This window comes from Humidesulfovibrio sp. (assembly GCF_031082295.1).
In the GTDB taxonomy this organism is placed as follows: Bacteria; Desulfobacterota; Desulfovibrionia; order Desulfovibrionales; family Desulfovibrionaceae; genus Humidesulfovibrio.
The window spans coordinates 152,772-175,802 of record NZ_JAVHLD010000003.1 but is presented as its reverse complement, the minus strand read 5'-3'; the positions used below and the strand labels follow the sequence as shown (position 1 = coordinate 175,802).

The window sequence follows — 23,031 nt, the reverse complement described above, 5'->3', positions numbered from 1 at the left end:
GGGCGGGTGGAGATGCTCAAAGTCTCCAAGAGTCTGCTCCAGTACAAGCTGAAGAAGTACAACATCTCGGCGAAGTAGGGGGCATCAGGAGGGGCGCTATGGAGGACTTAGACCAACGAAGGATTTTCGACGAAACATACAAAAAACTGCGCAATGGGCTTAAGTCACTACGTCGCGACGACTTTGTTCTAAACCTAATCCATACTCTCAGAAAAGATGAAGGCATCCCTTTTGATGAGTACGCAAAAGGGAAGCCAATGCCCTGGACAATGCTAACACTTTTGTCCTTGGCGTGCCTTTACTGTGGGGGAAACGTAGATGTTAAGAAGGCGGAGGAGAAAGATTTTGTAATGTTGTACAATTTTGCGTATGACCTGGAAGGTAAGTATAGTGTAGTTATATTAAAGGAAAATTTTCATGGCTTCTTTCTTTTGCTGTGCCACCAGCAATTTTGGCACCAACGCGAAATTATAAGAAGCGCATTCGCTCGTGTAGACTACATATTTTGCTCATGTGAACAGAAGGATATAATTAACAGCTGGTTTGAAAATATAATTGGGATACCAGCAAAGATATTTACTGAGTTGCTTATCGCAACATGGACAGTATTTAAAATTAATAACCACTTCTCGTGTAACCTAGAGAAGCAGCTCGCGGTATTTGGGTACGGAGAATCAATAATAAATAAATTCCTCAAGCATGCTTCTGTTGACATTGACGATGTACAGGCTTTTGTGCAAAGCCGTCCTTCTCCAGTAAAAAATTACTTTTTTCAGTTTGGGGAGAGGACTCCGTTCATATTTAGGCCGATAATTAAGGCTTATGATGGAGGGCATGTATTAATTTCACTCCGACTTCTTGAGCGAACGATATCAACATACATATTTGAGATGGTTAAAAAATCAGGCGACGAAGCAGTTATAAAAGCCTTTGCTGATGCCTTTGAGAATTATTGCAGTAGACTAATTGAATGTGCTCACATTGATAGTTGGTGTAAGCATGATCTTGAAGATGCATTTATTGGAAAATCAACAGATTTCATGTTTCAATCTGATGAAAAGACAGTGTTTTTAGAATGTAAATCAACGCGGCTTAGCCCTATTGCAGTTGCTAATCCTGAGCATAAAATACTTCTGAGCGACATCAAGGACAGTATATGCAAGGCAATATTGCAGGCATATGAGCTTGCCGTTGAGATCAATAAGCGGTGCGAGAGTATTGAACCGTACGTTATTGTTGTCACGTACGAGGATATGTTTTTTGGTGAGCCACAGAGAAATTGGGATATATTGTTAAGAGATTATTTTGAACATAAATATCCACACCTCCATGTCGCTGAAGTAATTCCGCCAAACAGGATATTTATTATTGGGGTACAAGAGTTTGAGCAGCTGTGTGAATATTGCAAAGGGAACGCTTGGATAAGCGCTTTATTGAATAAAGCGTTGGAAGACAATGCAACACCATCTACTGCTAAACACAGCCTTCTTATGCATGTTGAGAGCAATGAAAAACGAAATAATATCCCATTCATTACCAGTCATTTCCACGATATTTTCAAGAGATTAAGCGCCAAGCTCCCGAGAAACTAGTGCCCTCACCCGTCGCCGAATACATAGCCGCGCTGCTGGCAAGCGAGCGCCTGGGCAGGCAGGTGTGCCACCACCGCCTGCTGCCGGGCCGCGAGGCCGAGTTCGCCGAGCCGAGGCGGCCCTGGCCCAAGGCCATCCGCGAGGTGCTGGCGGCAAAGGGCATCGACGCGCTGTACTCCCACCAGGCGCTGGCGGCGGACCTCGTGCGCGCAGGAAAGCACGTGGTGGTGGCCACGCCCACGGCCAGCGGCAAGACCTTCGCCTTCCAGCTGCCCATCATCGAGGCCGTGCTCGCCAATCCTGATTCCCGTGCGCTGGCGATCTACCCGCTGAAGGCCCTGGCCCAGGACCAGCTGCGCGGCTTTTGCGAGCTGCTGGAAGGGCTGCCGGACCCCCTGAAAGGGCCGAAGGCCCCCACCGCGGCCATCTACGACGGCGACACCAAGCCCTCGGCCCGGGCCAAGATCCGCAAGCGCCCGCCCAACCTGCTCTTGACCAACCCGGAGATGCTGCACCTGTCCATGCTGCCGCACCACGGCACCTGGGCCCAGGTCTTCGCCACCCTCACGCACATCGTGCTGGACGAGGTGCACACCTACCGCGGCGTGCTGGGCGCGCACATGAGCCAGGTGCTGCGGCGCATGCAGCGAGTTTGCCGCTACTACGGCAGCGACCCGGTGTTCGTGTTCTGCTCGGCCACGGTGGGCAACCCGGCGGAGCTCTGCCAGCTCCTGACGGGCCTCACGCCCGTGGCGGTCACGCAGTCCGGCGCGCCGGCCGGGGCGCGGCACATGGTTTTCCTGAACCCCGAGGACTCGCCCGCCACCGCCGCCATCCAGCTCTTGCAGGCGGCGCTCTCGCGGGGGCTCAAGACCATCGTCTACGCCCAGAGCCGCCGCATGACCGAGCTTATCGCGCTCTGGGCCAGCGAGAAGAGCGGGCAGTACCGCGACCGCATCAGCGCCTACCGCGCGGGATTTTTGCCGGAGGAGCGCCGCGAGATCGAGGGCCGCATGGCCTCGGGCGACCTCTTGGCGGTCATCAGCACCAGCGCGCTGGAGCTCGGCATCGACATCGGCGGCCTCGACGTCTGCATCCTGGTGGGCTACCCCGGCAGCGTCATGGCGACCCTGCAGCGGGGCGGGCGCGTGGGCCGTGCGCAGCAGGAGTCGGCGGTGGTGCTCGTGGCCCAGGAGGACGCCCTGGACCAGTACTTCATGCGCCACCCGGAGGACTTCTTCGCCCGTCCGGCGGAGCGCGCCGTGCTGAACCCGGCTAACCCGGTGATCCTGCCGCGCCACCTCGTCTGCGCCGCGGCGGAGCTGCCGCTTGACGTGACCGGGCCGGGCGAGCCGTACCTTGAGGCGCCCGGTGTCCGCGCGGCCCTGGACGGGCTCATCCAGGGCGGCAAGCTGTACTACAGCGCGGACGGCCGCGACATCATCTCCCCGCGCAAGCGCCCCCAGCGCGACGTGGACCTGCGCGGCGCGGGCTCGCAGATCAGCATCGAGGACGCCGAGACCGGGGCCATCATCGGGGCCGTGGACTCCCTGCGCGCCTGCCGCGAGACGCACCCCGGCGCTGTGTATCTGCACCGGGGCCGCACCTGGCTGGTGGAGAGCCTGGACATCCCCGGAACCACGGCCAAGGTGCGCGCCGCCCGCGTGGGCTATTCCACCCGCGTGCGCTCCAGCAAGGACACGGAGATCCTGGAAATTTTCGACAGGCGCGAGGTCTTCGGCACCCGCGCGGCCTTCGGCCGTCTCAAGGTGACCGAGCAAATAACCGGATATGAAAAGCGCTCCACCAAGGGCGGGACCCTGCTCGGCATGGTGCCGCTGGACCTGCCGCCCTCCGTGTTCGAGACGGAAGGCATCTGGTTCGACGTGCCCGACGCGGCCCGCCGGAAGGCGGAGGACGAGTACCTGCACTTCATGGGCGGCATCCACGCCTTCGAGCACGCGGCCATCGGCATCCTGCCGCTGCTGGTCATGACCGACCGCAACGACCTGGGCGGCATCAGTACGCCCCTGCACCCGCAGACCGGCGGCGCGGCGGTGTTCATCTACGACGGCATGCCCGGCGGCGCGGGCCTGACGCGGGAGGCCTTCGGCCGGGCCGAGGAGCTGCTGGCGCGCACGCTCGACGTGGTGCGCACCTGCCCCTGCGAGCTGGGCTGCCCGTCCTGCGTGCACTCGCCCAAGTGCGGCTCCGGCAACCGGCCCATCGACAAGGCCGCCGCCGCGTTCCTGCTGCGCGAGCTGTCCAACGGCGCGCCCGGGCCAGACATCGCGCCCGACATCGCGCCCGAAATTTCCGGACCATCAGCCCAGGAGGCCACCATGCCCAAGGAAGGAGCCCTGCCGGGCATCGAGCTTAAAGGCGCGCCCGCCGTCATCATTCCCAAGCGCTTCGCCGTGGTGGACGTGGAGACGCGCCGCAGCGCGGCCGAGGTGGGCGGCTGGACCCGGCCCGACCTCATGGGCGTGTCCATCGCCGTGCTCTACGATTCCGGCTCGGATGAGTTCGTGGACTACCAGGAGCACGAAATCGCGCAGCTGGCCGAGCGCCTGAGGTCCTTCGACCTCGTGGTGGGGTTCAACATCCTTCGGTTTGACTACGCGGTGCTCGCCGGGATACACCCCTTCGCCTACGCGAGCCTGCCCACGCTGGACATGCTGGCCCACGTGCACCAGCGCCTGGGCTACCGGCTCAAGCTGGACAACCTGGCCCAGGCCACCCTGAACGTGGGCAAGAGCGCGGACGGCCTGCAGGCCCTGAAGTGGTGGGCCGAGGGCCGCCTGGACGAGATCGCCAAGTACTGCCGCCAGGACGTGGCCGTGACGCGCGACCTGTACCTCTACGGCCGCGAGAACAAGCACGTGCTGTTCTCCAATAAGGCCGGGCAGAAGGCGCGCCTGCCGGTCGGTTGGTAACGGAAAGAGTAGAGAGAATATGCTCCGCAGGCCAAAGGGCCTGAGGCCCTTTGGAATCCCCGTTCTGCGGCGTTGCCTGGATGGCTTTGCTCCCTGGCAACGCCGCAGGGCCGGGTTTCCAGGGTAACCCATTTCAGGATTCCAAAGGGGCTTGCCCCTTTGGTGGAGTGGGTTCGGGGGAGGCGGAGCCTCACCCGGACGCTCCGCACAAGGAAACGCAATGCAAGCACGAATGTTCAAGGCTGACGCCCTGCTCATGCTCACCGCCATCATCTGGGGCGCGGCCTTTGTGGCCCAGCGCCTGGGCATGGAGCACATCGGCCCGTTCACCTTCAACGGCATCCGGTTCGCCCTGGGCGCGCTGGCGCTCCAGCCGCTCATCTGGCGCATGCAGGCCACGCGCAGGCGGGAAGGAGGCGCTGGCGGCCAGGGGCTGGATTCGGCGCGGCTGATCCGCTTCGGCCTCTTGGCGGGCAGCGTGCTGTTCGCGGGCGCCGCGCTGCAGCAGGTGGGCATCGTGTACACCACGGCGGGCAAGGCCGGGTTCATCACGGGCCTGTACGTGGTCATGGTGCCGCTGTTCGGGCTGTTCTTGCGGCAGCGGTCCGGGGCGGGCACGTGGATCGGCGCGCTGGCGGCGGCGGTGGGGCTGTACCTGCTCTCGGTGAACGAGGACTTCACCATCGCCTACGGCGACGTGTTGGAGCTCATCGGCGCGGTGTTCTGGGCCGGGCATGTGCTGCTCATCGGGCGGCTCTCGCCGGGCATGGACGCCACCGACGCGGTGAAGCTGGCCTCGGCGCAGTTCGCGGTGTGCTCGCTCTTGAGCCTGGGCGTGGCCGCGGCCACAGAGCCCATGGCCCTGGCCGGGATCGGCGCGGCGGCGGTGCCGATCCTTTACGGCGGACTCATGAGCGTGGGCGTGGCCTACACGCTGCAGGTGGTGGCCCAGCGCGACGCCAACCCGGCCCACGCGGCCATCATCCTGAGCCTGGAGGCCGTGTTCGCGGCGGTGGCCGGGTATTTCGTCCTGGACGAGGTGCTTGCGCTGCGCGCGCTTGTCGGCTGCGGCCTGATGCTCGGCGGCATGCTCGTCTCGCAGCTCAGGCCGTAGGCGGCGCGCCCTAGTACAAGCCGGCGTTCTCCGGCCCGTCGATCTTGGCGCAGGTCTCGTCCATGTAGCGCACCATGTCCTCGTAGACCTTCTCGGTGGCGGCCTTGAACTTGTGCCAGCCGTCGTCCGGCGTGGCCTCTGCGGACATGATCTGGTCGCGCAGCTCGTCACGCTTGGCCTTCAGGAAATAGTACGTCTTTTCGAGCTCCATCCTGGCCTTTTCGCTCTTGGGCCTGGGCCGCGACGCGAGCTTTTCCATCTTCTCGTCGAAGTCCTTCAGCCTGATTTCCATCTCGCTCATGAACTGCTGCTTGACCATGGCCCACCCTCCGGCGGTTGCGGTGTTGTGGCGAAGTCGAACACGGGTTTCTGATGCATAAAAGATACGACAGATTTGTCGTCATGTCCATGCGCCGGAGAGAATCGTCGGGCTCTTGGCCGCAGGATCGTCTGGGGTCTTGACGAAGGGGGGGCGAATGCTTTCTATTCCGGGCACCACACAAGCTGGAGGATCCCCCGATGAGCATCATGTTCGGCGCGCGCGCGCCTTTTTACAAGCTACAGGGTTGCGGCAACGATTTCGTGGCCCTGGACAACCGCGTGCTGCGGCTGCCGGAATCCCTCATGGCCGAGTGGGCGCAGCGGATCTGTCCGCGGGCCTTCGGCGTGGGCGCGGACGGGCTGTTCTTTCTTGATCGCCCCGCAGCGGGCTCGGACGCGGACTACCGCTGGCATTTCTTCAACGCCGACGGCTCCCGCGCGGAAATGTGCGGCAACGCCAGCCGCTGCGCCGGTCGCCTGGCCTTTGCCCTGGGTCTGGCCGGGGAGCGCCAGCGCCTGGCCACGGACGCGGGCGTCGTCGCCATCCAGGTGCTGCCAGAGTCCGGTCAGGTGAAGGTGCAGCTGACCCGGCCCGAGGGCCTGGCCCTTGGCGCGCGCCTGAGCGTGCTGGACCGCGAGACCGAGGTGCACTTCGTGAACACGGGCGTGCCCCACGCGGTGATCTTCGTCGGCGACGTGCGCGAGGCGGACGTCGCGGCCCAGGGCCGCGCGGTGCGCTACCACGAGCACTTCGCCCCGGCAGGCGCCAACGTCAACTTCGCCCAGGTGCTCGACTCCGGCCGCGCCCTGGTGCGCACCTACGAGCGCGGCGTGGAGGGCGAGACCCTGGCCTGCGGCACGGGCGTGTCGGCGGTGCTGGTGGTGGCCAACGCCCTGGGCAAGACCGGCGCGCGCGTGGAGAACACCACCAGCGGCGGCGAGGTGTTGGTGACGAGTCTGGAGGATGGCAGCGTGTTCCTGCAGGGCGCCGCGGAGCTGACCTTCACCGGCGAGCTGAACATCCCGGCCCTGGGGCTGCCCCTGCCCGGCGCGTAGGGCGCACGGCCTATTTTTCGCCGAGGTTCTTGCGGGCCTCCCCGAGGGCCTCGCGGGTGGCCTCCAGCAGGCTGTCCAGAGTCTCCCGCAGGCCCGGCAGCAGCGCGGTCAGGCCGTCCTTGACGGCATCCTCCAGATTCTCGGCGGCGCGGCTGGCCGGGCCGGCCCCCACGCTGGCGCAGGAACTCTTGAGGGAGTGGGCGGTCAGGCGCAGGGCGGTCAGGTCGCCATGCTCCAGCGCCAGGGCGAGCTCCTGCCGCTTGGCGGGCAGCTCGGCCTGGAAAATGTCCAGCACCTCGTCAAAGAGCTCGCGGTGGCCGTTCAGCAGGTGCAGGGCGGCGGGCAGGTCCAGCAGCTCCAGCCTCGCCGCTGCGGGCTTTTCCGCTGGCTGCGCCTCGCCGCTGCCGCTCTGCCCCGCCAGGATGGCGGCCAGATCGCGAAAGCTCACGGGCTTGGGCACAAAGCCGTTCATGCCCGCCTCGGCGCACTGGTCGCGGAACGTGGCCAGGGCGTGGGCGGTCATGGCCAGCACGGGCGTGGCGCGATTCTTCTCCCCGGCCTCGCCGCTGCGCAATCTGCGCGTGGCCTCCAGGCCGTCCATCACGGGCATCTCCACGTCCATGAGCACCAGGTCGAACGCTTCCTCGCCGAGCGCCTGAAGGGCCAGCTGGCCGTTGGCGACGTGGCGGCTGGTGTGTCCAAGCCGCTTCAGGAAGGCGGTGGCGATGATCGTGTTGGCTGGGGTGTCCTCCACGAGGAGCACGTGCAGGGGCCGGGCCTGCGGCGTCTGCGGGCCCTTGGCCGGCGCCTGTGGCTCCGCCGGAGCGCTGCCCGGGGCAAAGGGCAGGGTGACGAAGAAGGTGCTGCCCTCGCCGGGTTCGCTCACCAGCCAGATGTCGCCGCCCATGAAGCGGACCAGCTGCCTGCAGATGGCCAGGCCGAGCCCGGTGCCGCCATACTTGCGCGAGGTGGAGCTGTCGGCCTGGGTGAAGTTTTCGAACACCAGGTGCTGCACCTCGGGGGGGATGCCGATGCCGGTGTCCCTGACGCGCAGCAGCAGCTGCACCCCGCCCATGAGCGCGCCGGAAGGGCTCTTGGCCCGGGGCGGAGAGTTCGGCCCGACCTTCTCCACGCGGATGTCGACCTCGCCCTCCTGGGTGAACTTGACGGCGTTGGCCGTCAGGTTGACGAGGATTTGGCGCAGGCGCTGCGGGTCGCCGCTGACATAGTCGGGCACGTCGCTTCCGATGGTGGCCGTGAGGGTGAGGCCCTTGCGCCCGGCCTCTACGGCCAGGTGCTCCACGGAGCTTTCCACGAGCTGGCGCAGGTCGAAGGGGACGCGCTCCAGGCTCAGGCTGCCGCTCTCCACGCGGGAGAGGTCGAGGATGTCGTTGACCAGGGCCAGCAGGGTGCGCCCGGACTCGCGCAGGGAGTTGAGGGCGCGGTTGCGATCCAGAGGCGAGTCGGCCATTTCGGCCAGCTCGGAGAAGCCCAGCACGGCGTTCAGCGGCGTGCGTATCTCGTGGCTCATCTTTGCCAGGAAGTCGCTCTTGGCGCGATTGGCCTTCTCGGCGGCCTCCTTGGCGGCGCGCAGCTCGCGCTCAAGCCGCACGCGCTCGGTGATGTCCGTGGCGATGGTGCAGATCTTGTCGGGCTCGCCGTTCTGGTCGCGCAGGGGGAACTTGGTGATGAGCAGGGTGACGACGCGCCCGCCGTTCATGGGAATGTCCGCGATCTTGGTCAGCGGCAGCCCGGCGGCCAGGATGTCCTTGTCCTCCTTGCGGGCGGTGGCCGAGAGCTCCGGCGGATAGACTTCCTCGAGGGTCTTGCCGAGGGCCTCGCTGGCCGGGCGGCCCCAGATTTCCTCAAGGCGCCTGCTGGCGACCAGGAAGCGGCCCTCGCGGTCGCGTATGGTGATGAGCGCCGGGGTGGTCTCGAGGATGCCGCGCAGATGCTCGCTGGTGATGCGCAGCTCTTCCTGGGCGCGCTTGATGGCGGTGATGTCGGTGAGGGTTTCCAGGCGCACCAGGCGTCCGTCGACCCAGCGGATGGCCTGCACGCGCACCAGCGTCCAGGTGTCGGTCGCTTCGTCGTGCTCCTCCCGCGTGTGCACGCCCAGGGGTTCGCCGTGCTCGTCCAGAAGCCGCTTGCGCGGGCATTTCTTGCACTGGGCCTCGCCGCCGCGCACGACCTCCCAGCAGCACCGCCCGACGATGTCGTGGTCTGCAAAGCTGTGGGCCGCCTTGTTGGCGAAAAGCACCACGTCGGTTTCGGCGTCGGCCACGAAGATGGCGTCGGCCTGGTTTTGCAGCACGCGCAGGAAGCGTTCGTTGGAGCGTTGCAGCATCAGCTCCATCTCGCGGCGCTTGGTGATGTCCGTGGAGAAGCCCTGCATGCCGATGATGTTGCCCGCTTCGTCGTAGAGCGCGCGCGCGGTGAGTTCGGTCCAGACGGTGGAACCGTCCCGGCGGAAGGCTTCATGCTCGAAGCGTGTGACGCGGCCTTCGGCGCGCAACAGGCGCAGCAACTCATCCCGTCGCCCCGGGTCGACATAGAGCTGGCGCCCGATGTCGCTGACCTCGGCCTGCATCTGCTCCAGCGAGTCGTAGCCGAACATCTTAAAGTGGGCGGCGTTGGCCTCCACGAAACGTCCCTCAACGGAACTTGAGAAGTACCCCTCGGCCGAATCCTCCAGGAACTGGCGCAGGCGCTGCTCCGAAGCGCGCAGCTTGGCGTCGGAGGCCTGCACGGCGTCGGCCATGGCGTTCACGGCGTCGGCCACCTGGTCCAGTTCGCCGCTGGCCTGGCTGTGGACGCGGGCCGACAGGTCGCCAGCCTCAAGCTCCCGGACGGTCTTGAGGATGCCGCCCACAGGCTTGAGGATGGACCTGGTGATGAGCGCCGCGGCCAGCAGGCTCAAGCTCGCAGCGGCCAGCAGCGCCAGGACGTTGCGCCGGGCGTTGGCGTCGGCCGGGGCGAAAGTGTTCGCCACCGGGATGCCCACGCGGACGAACAGCTCGCGTCCAGGCTGGGAGGAAAGGGGGCTGTAGGCGTAGATGCGCTCCACTCCGTCCTGGTCCACCTCCTTGAGGATTGTTTCGCCCTGGCGCACCCGGTTCAAAACTCCTCGCGAATCGGGAATATATTTTGCAAGGTCAGAGTTGTGCGCTGGGTAGTGGGCACGGATTTCCCCGGCTGCGTCCACGATGCACACGGCGGAATCCGGCGGCAGCGCAAGGGTCGCTGCCAGCCTGTGGAACCAGTCGAAGCTGGTGCTGATGCTCATGACGGCGACCAGCTTCCCGGCCTGGTCCAGCACCGGGCAGCCGAGCACCATGACCGGAAGCCCGGAGGCGCGGCCCAGGACGTACTCGGCCTGGGTGCAGCCGAGGGTGGTCAGCACGCTCTGGAACCAGAGCCTGTCCGCGGCGCTGAAGGGCTTGGCTCCCGGCACGGAGCTGGCGACCATGAGTCCCGTGGTGGTGTACAGGTTGCACACCGGATAGTCCGGGGAAGGGCTGACGATCGACTGCAGGAGCGAAGACATGGACGCATCGGCGGGGCGCTGCATTGCCGGAAGGCGGGACAACCCGTCGAGCATTTGGCGCCCCCCGGCGAGGATGAGTCGGCCCTGTCCGGCCAACTGGTCGGCGCGGGTTTGCACTTTTTGCACGGCCTCGGCGTGCAGATGTTCGCGGTAGTCGCTGTTTTGAAAAACCGCGGCGACGATGGCGGGCGCAAGACACAGCAGGACCAAAAGGACCAGGCGGAAGGTGAGGTTGTGATAGAAGGACGATCGCAAGTGAGCGCACCTCTGGGCGGAGCGCGTGCTCGCGCCCCTGGGGCGACGCATATCATTCTTGGCGCGGCGGCACAATGCCCCGCGGCGCCTGGAGCACGGTCATGAGCGCCGTTCTGCGCACGGCGCGCGCGCCGCGTCCGCTGGTGAGCGTCATCATTCCCTGCCATGACTACGCCCGTTTCCTGCCGCGTTGCCTGGACTCCCTGCTGGCCCAGCAGGTCGACCCGGCGGCGCTGGAAGTCATTTTTGTGGACGACGAAAGCAGCGACGGATCTCTCGACGTGGCGCGCACGCTTCTGGGCTGCATGCCCTTCGGTTCCTGGCAGGCCATCGCCCTCTCTCGGGTTGGGCGGCCCGGTCCGGTGCGCAACGCGGGCCTGGAGCTGGCCGGTGGCGAGCACCTGCTCTGCCTGGACCCGGACGACCAGCTCCTGCCGGGCTTCCTGTCGGGCTGCCTGGACGCCCTGGGCACGGCACAGGCGGAGGTCGCCTACACCGGCTATATCGAGGACAACGGCGTCGAGCGCCGCGAGGTGGAGCCGCCTGATTTCAGCCCTCTGCTGCTGTCCAACCAGAACTTTCTGCACACGGCCTCGCTCATGCGCCGCACCGTGTACGAACGGGGCGCCCGTTACCGCAGCGCAACCGGCTACGAGGATTGGGACTTCTGGGTTCAGGCGGCCCTGGCCGGGGCGCGCTTCACGCGGGTCAAGGGCCCGCGGTTGATTTACAACCTGCACCGGCAGGGCTATTTCCAGTCCGCGCTCAAGCACGACGGCGCGTCCAAGGCGCGGATTGTGCTGGACAACCCGGCCTTTTTCTCCCCCTGGACCCGGGCCTGGGCTCGGGGGCTCTTGCGCGGCGAGCGCTGGGCCGAGCCTTTCGGGCGCGGGCTCATCCCCATCCTGCGCGAGCAGACCGGCCTGCCCGGCCAGCCCGGGAGCTCAGCCGCCCCTGGACCGGCCAGCGGGAATCCTCTACCCTGTGTGTCCGCGCGCTCCTGATGCGCGCCAACCTTTTGACGAGATGAAATGAAGACCCAGGGCGCAACCAGCAACGGGCATCAATGCCTGCCGGAGACCGAGCACCGCCGCTACGGGCGCATCCTCATGGCCGTCACCCTGGCCGGGACGCTCTTCTGCGCCGGACAAGCCGTGCGTTGGTGGCAGGAGTACTCCCGGGCCGAGCGCATGGAGCGCGCCGTGCACGAGGTCTACGTGCGCGCCCTGGGCGCCGATCCTGGCAAGTCGCCCTACGGGCGGCTGCAGTTCGAGCTGGGCAAGCTCAGGGCCGAGGCCTCGCAGCGCCTGGACCTGGTGGAGCTTTTGGCGGCGCTCTCGCGGCGCGCGCCGGAGGGGGTGCGCATCCTCTCCGTGTCCATGGCCGGGCAGACCGGAGTGGTCGGCGGCACGGCCTCAAGCGTTCAGGACCTTGAGCGCTACCAGTCGGCCCTGGCCACCGAGGGCCTGTTCAACTTCTCCCTGAGTTCCAGCGAGGCAGCCCAGATCCCGGTGCGTTTTGAATTCTCCGTGAAGGCCCGCGACCGCGCGGCGCCGCCGAAGGTGGACCAATGACCTGGCAGCGGATGGCGCGCCTGACGCACCTCACGGCCTCGGCCCAGCGGCGCCTGTGGCGGATATTGGTGCTGGCCTGGGGCGTCGGCCTCATCGCGGCCTGGGCGGTGCTTTCGGCCTTTACCCGCGTGGCCGAGAAGGCGTATGAGGACGCGGGCCAGACCTACGTCGCCGTGGCCCCCCTGGCCGCGGAGATCATGGACCTGCGCAAGCGCCACATGGCCCTGGGCAACGCCGCCCCGCTGCAGGCCGCCGAGCAGGTGGCCCAGTCCGCGGGCATCGGGCCGGAGCGGCTGCGCATCCTGCCTCTGCCGGGCATCCAGGGGCCGGAACGGCTGAGCATGACCGCGCGGGGCTTGAACCTGCGCGAGCTGGTGGATGTTCTGCGCGACCTGCGCCTGCAGGCCGGGCTCTCCACAGAGTCTGGGCACATCTTTCTTCGGTCGAGCACGGACAAGCGCGTGGACCTGGAACTGGTCCTGGCGCACTAGGGCATGGCGCATATGAGCACTCAAGAAACACCGCCGGCCAACGCCGAAGCGTCTGTCCATGCGGGGCAGGAATGCCCGGAAGAGGGCGGCTCGCTCGCGCGGCGCATCCTGCGCGGGGCCGGTTTCGTGGCGCTGTGCGCGGGGTTTCTGGCCGGGCTGGTGCTCTACCTCCCCTGGGACACCATCTGGCACCTGGCGCTGAAGCGCTACGCCGCGACCCACCCGGAGCTGCGCATGACCTGGCAGAACGTGGACCGCGCGGCGATGCTCGGCTTCCGGGTCAACGGCTTGTCCGTCGAGGCGGCCGGCTGGAACGTTTCGCCCCGGATGCAGTGGGTGGACGTGCGCCTGAGCGTCACCCCGCGGCTGACCCTGCGGGTGGACAGCGGCGGGCGCGAGGCCCGGCTGGTCTATTTCGGCTCCGGGGCCTTCGACTGCCAGGGCCAGGTCAACTTGTCCTGCCTGGGCCGCCGCGACATCCAGGGCAGCGTGGACGTGCGCAGCGACGGAGTGTTCAAGCACGAGCAGCGCGTTCTGGAAAAAGGCTTCCTCGACCTGCGCGGGGTGTCGCTGACGCTGCCCGGCAGCCTGTGGCTGGGCGACGTGGCCCTGGCCCTGGAGTACCAGCCGGACAGCCTGCGCATCCGCTCCTTCACCCTGCGCGAGCCCGTGCAGGTGCGCGTCGAGGGCACCGTCGCCCTGCATCGGCAGAACCTGCTGGGCTCCCCCTACGCCGTCAGCGGCGAACTCATCCGAGGCCGCGAGGCCCTGCCCTTCACCAGCACGGGCAGCCTTGGCGATATTCTGGGCCAGGCCGCACTGCCCGAGTGAATTGCCCTTCGGCGCAAAACCGGATACTATTGAGCGTTTGACACGCACCTGAAGCCTTGGCCGCGCGGGACTGCCCGGTGGCCGCAGGGGGCAATCGCATGGCTCGCGCGCAAGCGCCTCGCACCTGTGGACTTATTGCCGCCCTTTTTTTCAGCCTTTTTTTCGGGCTGGGGCTTTCGCTCGCGCCAGAGGCCAAGGCCGAGGCCGCTGCCGGGGCCGCTGTCGGCGGCGGGGGGCTCCGGGTCGGGCTGGAGGGGGCGGCGTTCAAGGATTTTCTTTTGTTCATGGGCCAGTTTTCTGGCAAGAACCCGGTGTTCCGCCAGGACCAGCTGCCCGACGCCACGGTGACGCTCGTCTCCCGGCAGGGGGTGGACGCGGCCGAGTTGGCTGAGATGCAGGGTCTGGTGCTGGGGGTGGCGGGGCTAACGGCCATTGCGCGGGGCGAGCTGTTGTATCTGCTGCCCGAGCAGGGGCACCCGGCGCCGCCCCAGGGGCCGACGCAGATCTTGGCGCAGCGGCTCGGGCCGGGAGTGTCGCCGCGCCAGGGGGCCGGCGTGCTGGAGCGCGTGCGCTCCGACACCGGGCAGGTCGTCGCCGGGACGGGCCAGTGGCTGGTCCTGCGCGACCAGGCCGAGCGGGTGGCGCGCGCGCGCGCGGTGCTGACCGCCCTTGACGACGCGCCCGCGGGGTCCGAGCTTGAGCTGATGCCGCTGGGGCGTGTCGAGGCGCGCCTGGCCGCGCGCAAGCTGGACATGCATTTTCGGGGCTTGCCTGGCCCGGCGCCTGTCGTCCAGGCGCTGGAGTGGAGCAACTCCCTGCTCCTGGCCGGGAGCGTCGCGCAGCTCGACCAGGCCCGGCACCTGCTGGCCAGGGTGGACGCTGGCGGACGCGAGGCCCCGGGCCTCAAGGCCTTCCGCCTGCGCTACGCCAAGGCCGACAAGGTGGCCGCCGCCATCGGGGAACTGGCTGCCGCGGACAAGCGCCTGGGCGGTCTGCGCGTGAGCGTGGACGGCCAGGCTGGCGCGGTGGTGGTGCTGGCCGAACCGGAGTTCATGGCGCGGGTGGAGCGCCTGGTGGCGGACCTGGACCAGCCGAAGCCGCGTGTGTTGGTGGAGGCGCTGGTGCTGGAGCTTCCGGCGAGGTTTTCCGAGCGGGATGCGCTGCTGGCGGTGCTCCCCGCTCCTGGCGGCGGCGTTGCGGCGCTGGCCAATCCGCCCGTGGACGCGCCCGCCGGCGGGCGTGGCTTTGCCCTGGGGGCGGTGGGCGCGGGCCTGAGCCTGCGCGGGAACGCGGTGGGCAACGCCGCTTCCGGCTCGGCCTTGTTGGACGCGCTGGCCGCGCTGCTGGCGCAGGACCCCGAGGTGCGGGTGCTGGCCCGGCCCAGGGCGGCGGTGCCCGACGGAGGCGAAATGCGCCTCGGCATCACCCGGCCCGAGCCTGCGGCAGCGCCGGGCGCTGCCCAGGGGCCGGAGGCGGAACTCCAACGGCTGTCCTTTACTCCGCTGCAGGACGCCGACGGGACGCAGGTGCGCCTGCGCGTGAGCCTGGAGGAAGCGTCTTTGCCGGGGCGGCAGCAGGTGGCGGAGGTCCATCTGCCCGAGGGAGCGCTGCTGCTCCTCCAGTCCCAGGAGCTTGGCGCCGGGCAGGCGGCGGGGAAGAGCCAGGCTGGGCCAAGGCGGCTTGGCATCGTTCTTGTGACGACAGTGGTCCGTAACGCGCAGAGCGCACCCGGCGCGAGCCGGAGCTTGAGCGAATCAAAACCATAAGGCGGGCGGCAACGGCATGACGGCCTTTTCTCAGAAGTATGTCGAGGCGAGTGAATTTCTGGATGAGCGTCCAGTCTGGCGCGAGGACTGGAAATGGCTTCTGGCCGTTGCGGTTCTTGGCTACGCGGTGACGCTGGGCATCCGGTTCATGGACGCGGGCAACTGGTCGGGACCTGGCCTCTCGGCGGCCGGAGAGACCATCCTGGCCACCCACGATTCCTACGGCTGGCTGGCCGGAGCAAAGGGCGTGGGCTCCTTCGCGCCATATGGCCTGTCGTGGCTGGCGCGCAGCCTGAGCAACGTGTTCGGAACGCCGCTGTGGAAGATCGCCTTCTGGGCGCCAGCGTTTCTGGCCAGCTTCGTCGCCGTGGGCACGGCCCTTTGGGGCTGGCTCCTGGGCGGACGCCGGGCGGCCATCGCCGCCGGGCTCATCGGGGGGCTTGCTCCCGGCTTCTACTACCGCTCAAGGCTTGGCTACTTCGACACCGACCCGTTCACCCTGCTGATGCCCCTGCTGCTGGGCTTCATGCTGGCGCACCTGCTTTCGTTCTGCTGCAGGCGCAGCTGGAGAGCCACGGCTGAGGAGCGCCAGGAAGGCGAGCCGATCCCGGCAGCGCTGCCCTGGCTGGCCTTGGGGTACGGCCTGGTGGCGCGCGTGGCCCACTTCGCCCACGACGACATCCGCGCCATCGGCCTGGCGCTCTTCTGGGGGGCGGCCATCCTGGCTGCGGCCACAGGCCGCCCTGGGCGCAGGCTGGACGCGCTGAAGCTCCTGACCGTGTACGCCCTGGTGGCCTATGGCGGCATGCGTCTTTTCAGTTATAGCGTGTTTTCCTTGCCGCCGCGGGACATGCTTGTGCTGGCCGCCGCCATCGGCCTCGCCGCGGTCCTCTGGCGCAAGCCGGAACGGCTGCGGCCCCTGCTGGACCACCCTTGGGTCTGGCTGGCGCTGCTTCTTGTCGTGGCCGTGCTTGGCGGCATGTTCGAGTCTCTGGGGCCCTTCGCCGCGAAGGTCATGAACTACCTGAAGCCCGCTGCGGATGTCGGTCCCGCGGCCGCAAAGGCCGCCGGAGGGGTGGAGGCCGTGCAGGGTCCCATCTACCCCGGCATCACCCAGAGCATCCGCGAAGCCAAGAACGTGCTGGACTGGACGACCCTGTTCGCCGGGGTCTCGGTGACGCCCTGGCTGGGCGTGCTGGGCGGAATCGGGCTTCTGGCCGTCCTGGCGTTTCGCCCGGCCGCCTTGCTGCTGCTGCCGCTCACGGCCCTGGGTGTGGCCAGCCTGTTCATGGGCGTGCGCTTCGCCATGTTCGGCGGACCGTCCTTCGCTCTGGGCCTCGGGCTTGGGGTGCACTGGCTGGGCAAGGCCCTCCTGCGGCAAAGCGCCATCCGCGCGACGGCCCTGGTGCTGGTGCAGCTGCTCCTGGCCGCGGGCTGCCTCCTGGGCTATGTGGGACATTACCGCAACCTGGCGCCGACTCCGGTGCTGTCTCCCTTCCACATCGAGGGGCTGATGAAGCTGAAGACCCTGGCGCCCAAGGATGCCGCGGTCTGGACCTGGTGGGATTTCGGCTATGCCACCCAGTACTATGCCGAGCGCATGACCCCCATCGACGGCGGCCGCCACGCCGGACGCGACATTTATCCCACTGCCCTGGCCCTGATGACGTCCTCGCCACGGCAGGCGGCCCAGATCATCAACATGAGCGCCGGGCTGAACTATGACCCGGCGCGCCGCTGGGACAAGATGTCCGCTGCGGAGGTGCAGCAGACCCTGGCCGCGCTGGCGGTCTCGGACCAGCCCATGAAGCGGCCGCCCACCCAGTATCTGGTTGTCTGCTGGGAGGACATGAACCTGCTGCACTGGATGGGCTTCTATGGCACCTGGGACGTGGTTGCCGGGAAAGGCGTTCCCGCCAAGACCCAGGACGTCAGGGAAGCCTTCACCGTGGACCAGAACCGCGGCGTGATGGTCTTCCGTTCGGGCAGCATGCCCATCCCCGTCAAGAGCGTGGACCTGCTCGCGGACAATGCCAAGCGGCATGTGATCTTCCCGATCAATCCGGCAGCGCCGCATCTGATCATCAACGACGTGGCCAAGAGCGTGAAGCTCATGGACGACGTGGCCTACAACAGCATGGCCGTTCAGCTTCTCATCGGCGACCCCGGCCGGGCCGAGGTGGCGCAATACTTCAAACTCGTGCACGAGGGCTCCCCCCTGGTGCGCATCTACGAGGTCCTGCCCCCGGCCCAGGAGCCGCAGGGACAGGCGGAGGCCTTCACCCAATGAGCATCCCCTTCATCGACCTGAAGACCCAGTACCGCCGCGTGGCGGCTGAGGTGGAGAGCGGCATCCAGGCCGTGCTCCAGTCCGGCGCGTACATCAACGGGCCCGAGGTGGCCCGCCTTGAGGAGCGCCTGGCCGGGTATTGCGGCACGCGCTACGCCGTGGGCTGCGCCTCCGGCACCGACGCCCTCATGATGGCCCTCATGGCCCTGGGAGTCGGCCCCGGCGACGCGGTGTTCTGCCCGCCCTTCACCTTCATGGCCACGGCCGAGGTGGTGGCCCTTCTTGGCGCCACGCCGGTGTTCGTGGACGTGGACCCCACGACCTACAACATGGACCCGGCGCAGCTGGACAAGGCCGTGCGCGCGGTGCGCAAAGCCGACGCCTCGCTCTACCCGCTGCCCCTCCAGGCGACCGGGACCGCCGGACCGCTCACGCCCAAGGCCGTCATCCCGGTGGACCTGTTCGGCCTGCTGGCAGACTACGCCGCCATCCTGCCCGTGGCCGCAGAGCACGGGCTGTTCGTCATCGAGGACGCGGCCCAGGCCTTCGGCGCCACCAGCGAGTATTCCGGCGCCACGCGCCGGGCCTGTTCTTTCGGCCAGATCGCCTGCACCTCGTTCTTCCCGGCCAAGCCGCTGGGCTGCTACGGCGACGGCGGCATGTGCTTCACCGACGACCCCGAGCTGCTGGAACTCTTGCGGTCCATCCGCGTGCACGGCCAGGGCGCGGACAAGTACCAGAACGTGCGCCTGGGCATCACCGGGCGGCTGGACACCATGCAGGCCGCGGTGCTGCTGGCCAAGTTCGAGATCTTCGAGGACGAGGTGCGCCTGCGCCAGGAAGTGGCCGCGCGCTACGCCGAGCTGCTGGGCGGCCTGCCCGGCCTGACCCTGCCGGTGGTGCCGGGGGGCAACGTCTCGGTCTACGCCCAGTACAGCATCCAGGCGGAATCCGGCGCGCAGCGCCAGGAACTGCTGGAGCGCCTGGGCAAGGCCTCGGTGCCGTCGAGCATCTACTACCCGGTGCCGCTGCACTTGCAGCCGGCCTTCGCCAACCTGGGCTACAAGCCCGGCGCCATGCCCGTGAGCGAGGCCGTGGCCGGGCGCATCTTCAGCATCCCCATGCACCCCTACCTCACGGCGGAGGCGCAGCAAGAGATCGCCAAAGCCCTGGCAGGGTAGGGGCAGGCCCGGGGGGCTCATGCAGATCGTCTGGCGCACGCTGCCCAAGCTGGTCCTGCCCGCGGCCATCGGCCTGGGCGCGGCCTACCTGGTCACGAGCTTCGTGCCCCGGCCGGCGCCGAACCTGCGCCCGCCCGAGGAGCTGCGCGCCCAGGGCCAGGCCTACGGCGAGGAATCGCCCGTGCGCATCATCCTTGAGCGCAACGTGCTGCGGCTGGAGTCTTCGCTGTTCTACCCGTTGGGACAACCGCCCGCGCCCATCGTGGTGCCCGAGGCCGCGTCCGCGCCCGTTCCGCCGGCGAACGCCTCCGCGCCCACCCAGGCCGCCTTTGCCCAGGCCGACACCAGCGTGGCCCCGTCGTCCCTGTCCGGTTCGGTCCCGCCCGTTGCGGGCCTGCCTGCGGGGGGGGGCGCCGGGGCTCCGTTCATCAGCGCCTCCGCGCCGCTTTCGGGCGGTCCGAGCGTGCAGGGCCTGGCCGTGCGGCCTGAGTCGCCCATGCCGTCGCCAGCGCCAGGGCGCCAGGCCGAAGCTCCGGAGGCGAGCGCGGCCGCGAGCGTTCCGCCGATGGGGCCGACGGCGGCCCAGGGAGCCAAGGCCACGGCGGCCACAGCCCCGGCCCGGCCAGCGGCGAAGGCGCCTGTCGCAGCCCCTGCGGCGCGGCCCGCTCCGAGGCCGGGCCTGGACGGCTTCCGGCTTGTTGGCGTCATCGCGGGCGGCGAGCGGCCCCTGGCCATGCTGCAAGTGGACGGAGCGGCAGTGTCCCTGCGCCTGGGCCAGCAGGTTCGCGGCTGGACGCTCGTATCCGTGGAGCCCGCGCAGGTGCTGCTGCAGAACGGGGGAGACCAGCGCAGGCTGGAGCTTGGGGCTGCGGGCGCGGCGCACCGCGCCAAGGCGCCCTAAATCAAAGGCGCAGCACGGCCGATGAGGCTTGGAGGCCGGAGTTCCGCCCCGGCCCGATGCGCCCGGCCCGATACGCACGACCCCGGTCGAAACCCCTGACTGACCGCAGCCAAGGAGAGCCAAGTGTCCAGCCCCAAAGTCACCCTCCCCAAGGTAACCCTTGTCGTGCCGGTCTACAACCAGGCCCAGTACCTGCCCATCTGCCTAGATTCCATCTGGTTTCAGGATTACGACAACCTTGAGGTCATCCTGGTCAACGACGGGTCCACGGACGGCACTGCCCAGGCCATCGCCGACTTCGAGCGCGCGCTGGTGGACGACACGACCTCCTATGCCTCGTATTTCAACACCGAGACCAACGTCATCGAGCGTGTGGAACATCCGCGCTTTCCGCAGGCCGGGCGCGAGCTGCGGGTCATCCACCACGAGCGGAACAAGGGCCTGGCCCCGGCGCTGAACACCGGCTTCAGCGCGGCCACCGGCGAGTTCTGCACCTATGTTCCAGCCGACGACATCCTGCTGCCGTCCATGGTCACGGAAATGGTCGCCGCGCTCCAGGCCGGGGCGGACTTCGTCTACGCCGACATGGCCATCGTGGACGACGCGGGGCGCGTGGTGCGGCGCTTCGGCCTGCCGGACTACTCGTTCGAGCGCTGCTTCGGCGACTGGTACCTGTGCGGCGTGGCCAAGCTGTACCGCACCGAGCTGCACGCCCGCTTCGGCTATTACGACGAGGCCCTGCTGGCCCACGACCACGAACTGTTCCAGCGCTTCGCCGAGGGCGGGGCGCGTTTCACGCACATCCCCCGGGTGCTCATGAACGTGCGCGACCACGCCAAGCGCGAGGTGGACATCCACGCGCCCTCAAGCTGGAACCGCCTGCTGGAGGAGTCCAAGGTGCTGGTGCGGCGGGCGCGGGAGCATCTGGCCTCGGGCGTTCAAGTCAAGCGTCCGGCCCAACCGTGAACAGCGAGCGAGGCATGTCCGAAAACATCCTGGTTACCGGCGGCGCAGGCTACATCGGCAGCCACACCTGCAAGGTGCTGGCCCAGGCCGGATATTCGCCCGTCACCCTGGACAACCTGGTCTACGGCCATCCCTGGGCCGTGCGCTTCGGGCCGTTCGTGCAGGCCGACCTTCTGGACCGCGCAACCCTGGACCGCGCATTCGACGAGTACCGCCCCTCGGCGGTGCTGCATTTCGCGGCCTTCACCTACGTGGGCGAGTCCGTCACCGACCCCGGCAAGTATTACCGCAACAACGCCGCAGGCACCCTGACCCTGCTGGAAGCCATGCGCGACCACGGCTGCGGGCGCATGGTCTTCTCCAGTTCCTGCGCGGTGTACGGGCTGCCCCAGGCCTTGCCCTTGACAGAGGGCCACCCCCAGGCGCCCATGAATCCCTACGGAGTGAGCAAGGCCATGAGCGAGCGCATGATGGCCGACTTCGGTCTGGCCCATGGGCTCAGGTCCGTGTGCCTGCGCTATTTCAACGCCGCCGGGGCCGATCCCGAGGGCGGCCTGGGCGAGGACCACGACCCGGAGACGCACCTGATCCCGTTGGCCGTGGAGGCCGCGCTGGGCAAGCGCCCGCCGCTCCAGGTCTTCGGGTCCGACTATCACACGCCGGACGGCACGGCCGTGCGCGACTACGTGCACGTGCTGGACCTGGCCCAGGCCCATGTGGCCGCGCTGCGCTACCTGGAGTCGGGCGAGGCCAACGATGCCTCCCCGTGTTCGGCCTTCAACCTGGGGACGGGCCGGGGAGCCTCCGTGGCCGAGGTGCTGGCGGCGGTGGCGGCGGTGTCGGGCCGCGCGGTGCCGCACACCATGGGGCCGCGCCGCGCGGGCGATCCGCCCATGCTGGTGGCCCAGGCGGAGCTGGCGGAAAAGGTGCTTGGCTGGCGGCCCGCCTACACCGACGTGCTGGAGATCATCCGCACGGCCTGGGACTGGCACGCAACCGGCCGGGGAGCGGTGCTCCTTGACTCCTGACGCCATGAAACGCATGATTATGAATGCTTGGCGGCCACGCCCGGCAGCCAAACGGACGCACCGCAGCGCGGTGAGCGAGGGAATATGACGCCAAAGGTCGCACTCATCACCGGCATCACCGGCCAGGACGGGGCCTATCTGGCGGAGCTGCTGCTCTGCAAGGGCTACACCGTGCACGGCCTCAAACGGCGCAGCTCCCTGTTCAACACGGCCCGCATCGACCATCTGTACAAGGACCCGCACGAGTCCGAGCGCCGGTTCATCCTGCACCACGGCGACATGACCGACTCCATGAGCCTCTTGCGCATCATCCAGAAGGTCCAGCCTGACGAGATCTACAACCTGGCGGCCCAGAGCCATGTGGCCGTGTCCTTCGAGGAGCCGGAATACACCGCCAACTCCGACGCCCTGGGGACCCTGCGCGTGCTGGAGGCCATCCGCATCCTGGGCCTGGAGAAGAAGACCCGCTTCTACCAGGCCTCCACCAGCGAGCTCTACGGCCTGGTGCGCGAAACCCCGCAGACCGAGGCCACCCCCTTCTATCCGCGCAGCCCGTACGCCGTGGCCAAGCTTTACGCCTACTGGATCACCGTGAACTACCGCGAAGCCTACGGGTTGTATGCCTGCAACGGCATCCTCTTCAACCACGAGTCCCCGGTGCGCGGCGAGACCTTCGTCACCCGCAAGATCACCCGCGCCCTGGCCCGCATCAAGCTGGGCGTGCAGGACCGCCTGTACCTGGGCAACCTCTCGGCCAAGCGCGACTGGGGCCACGCACGCGACTACGTGGAGGCCATGTGGCTCATGCTGCAGCAGGACGCGCCGGACGATTTCGTCATCGCCTCGGGCCAGCAGCGGAGCGTGCGCGACTTCGTCGACGCGGCGGCCAAGGAGCTGGACCTGGAGCTGTCCTGGAGCGGCGAGGGGCTTGAGGAGAAGGCCCATGACGCCGCCGGGGTCTGCCGCGTGGCCGTGGACCCGCGCTACTTCCGGCCCACCGAGGTGGACTCCCTCTTGGGCGACGGCGCCAAGGCCCGCGAGCGCCTGGGCTGGACCCCGCGCACCAGCTTCGGCGAGCTTGTGGCGGAGATGGCAAGCCAGGATTTGAACGAGGCACGCCGCGACGCGCTGGTGAAGAAGCACGGGTACACCGTCTGCCAGAACAACGAGTAGGGACGGCTG

Annotated in this window: 17 protein-coding genes; 15 read left to right on the top strand and 2 right to left on the bottom strand. The window is 67.5% G+C overall.

Annotated features, from left to right (window positions below; translation table 11 throughout):
- Positions 1-98: 98 nt before the first annotated feature.
- The 3 genes from RDU24_RS03235 (at position 99) to RDU24_RS03225 (ending at position 5,642) form a co-directional block, all read left to right on the top strand.
- On the top strand, positions 99-1,592 hold the full coding sequence (locus tag RDU24_RS03235; protein WP_308734299.1) for a hypothetical protein: 1,494 nt from the start codon (positions 99-101) through the stop codon (positions 1,590-1,592).
- Complete coding sequence (locus RDU24_RS03230) at positions 1,592-4,528, top strand: DEAD/DEAH box helicase (RefSeq protein ID WP_308734298.1); 2,937 nt, start codon at positions 1,592-1,594, stop codon at positions 4,526-4,528. Before RDU24_RS03235 ends, RDU24_RS03230 begins: the two co-directional genes overlap by 1 nt.
- Before the next feature lie 220 nt (positions 4,529-4,748).
- Positions 4,749-5,642: a DMT family transporter gene (locus RDU24_RS03225; RefSeq protein WP_308734297.1), complete on the top strand. Its 894-nt coding sequence runs from the start codon at positions 4,749-4,751 to the stop codon at positions 5,640-5,642.
- 10 nt (positions 5,643-5,652) lie between these two features.
- Here RDU24_RS03225 and RDU24_RS03220 read toward each other — a convergent pair whose 3' ends face one another.
- Positions 5,653-5,961 carry a hypothetical protein gene (locus RDU24_RS03220; RefSeq protein WP_308734296.1) on the bottom strand — a complete coding sequence of 103 codons (309 nt, stop codon included), beginning with the start codon at positions 5,959-5,961 and terminating at the stop codon, positions 5,653-5,655.
- Between the two features lie 200 nt (positions 5,962-6,161).
- Here RDU24_RS03220 and dapF point away from each other — a divergent pair, with 200 nt between their 5' ends.
- Positions 6,162-7,019 carry a diaminopimelate epimerase gene (dapF, locus tag RDU24_RS03215; RefSeq protein ID WP_308734295.1) on the top strand — a complete coding sequence of 286 codons (858 nt, stop codon included), beginning with the start codon at positions 6,162-6,164 and terminating at the stop codon, positions 7,017-7,019.
- 10 nt (positions 7,020-7,029) lie between these two features.
- Here the strand turns inward: dapF and RDU24_RS03210 are convergent, their stop codons facing one another.
- Positions 7,030-10,821 (bottom strand): PAS domain S-box protein, encoded by a 3,792-nt coding sequence (locus RDU24_RS03210; protein WP_308734294.1) that lies wholly within the window; start codon positions 10,819-10,821, stop codon positions 7,030-7,032.
- 101 nt (positions 10,822-10,922) lie between these two features.
- Here RDU24_RS03210 and RDU24_RS03205 point away from each other — a divergent pair, with 101 nt between their 5' ends.
- The 11 genes from RDU24_RS03205 (at position 10,923) to gmd (ending at position 23,022) form a co-directional block, all read left to right on the top strand.
- Complete coding sequence (locus RDU24_RS03205) at positions 10,923-11,825, top strand: glycosyltransferase family 2 protein (protein ID WP_308734293.1); 903 nt, start codon at positions 10,923-10,925, stop codon at positions 11,823-11,825.
- Between the two features lie 27 nt (positions 11,826-11,852).
- Positions 11,853-12,395 carry a hypothetical protein gene (locus RDU24_RS03200; RefSeq protein ID WP_308734292.1) on the top strand — a complete coding sequence of 181 codons (543 nt, stop codon included), beginning with the start codon at positions 11,853-11,855 and terminating at the stop codon, positions 12,393-12,395.
- Positions 12,392-12,886, top strand: coding sequence for a hypothetical protein (locus RDU24_RS03195; protein WP_308734291.1), 495 nt, complete (start codon positions 12,392-12,394; stop codon positions 12,884-12,886). The genes RDU24_RS03200 and RDU24_RS03195 overlap by 4 nt, the downstream gene beginning before the upstream one ends.
- A 12-nt stretch (positions 12,887-12,898) precedes the next feature.
- Entirely contained in the window at positions 12,899-13,717 is an 819-nt protein-coding gene (locus RDU24_RS03190) for a hypothetical protein (RefSeq protein ID WP_308734290.1), read from the top strand.
- 98 nt (positions 13,718-13,815) lie between these two features.
- Complete coding sequence (locus tag RDU24_RS03185) at positions 13,816-15,483, top strand: secretin N-terminal domain-containing protein (protein ID WP_308734289.1); 1,668 nt, start codon at positions 13,816-13,818, stop codon at positions 15,481-15,483.
- A gap of 16 nt (positions 15,484-15,499) precedes the next feature.
- On the top strand, positions 15,500-17,773 hold the full coding sequence (locus RDU24_RS03180) for an STT3 domain-containing protein (protein ID WP_308734288.1): 2,274 nt from the start codon (positions 15,500-15,502) through the stop codon (positions 17,771-17,773).
- Positions 17,770-18,954, top strand: a complete 1,185-nt coding sequence (locus RDU24_RS03175) for a DegT/DnrJ/EryC1/StrS family aminotransferase (RefSeq protein ID WP_308734287.1) — start codon at positions 17,770-17,772, stop codon at positions 18,952-18,954. Before RDU24_RS03180 ends, RDU24_RS03175 begins: the two co-directional genes overlap by 4 nt.
- A gap of 19 nt (positions 18,955-18,973) precedes the next feature.
- Positions 18,974-19,855 carry a type II secretion system protein N gene (locus tag RDU24_RS03170; RefSeq protein ID WP_308734286.1) on the top strand — a complete coding sequence of 294 codons (882 nt, stop codon included), beginning with the start codon at positions 18,974-18,976 and terminating at the stop codon, positions 19,853-19,855.
- Between the two features lie 123 nt (positions 19,856-19,978).
- Positions 19,979-20,821, top strand: coding sequence for a glycosyltransferase family 2 protein (locus RDU24_RS03165; RefSeq protein WP_308734285.1), 843 nt, complete (start codon positions 19,979-19,981; stop codon positions 20,819-20,821).
- Positions 20,822-20,835: 14 nt separating this feature from the next.
- Positions 20,836-21,849, top strand: coding sequence for a UDP-glucose 4-epimerase GalE (galE, locus tag RDU24_RS03160; protein ID WP_308734284.1), 1,014 nt, complete (start codon positions 20,836-20,838; stop codon positions 21,847-21,849).
- Positions 21,850-21,933: 84 nt separating this feature from the next.
- A complete protein-coding gene (gmd, locus tag RDU24_RS03155; RefSeq protein WP_308734283.1) occupies positions 21,934-23,022 on the top strand; it encodes a GDP-mannose 4,6-dehydratase in 1,089 nt (362 codons plus the stop codon).
- The last annotated feature ends 9 nt before the right edge of the window (positions 23,023-23,031 follow it).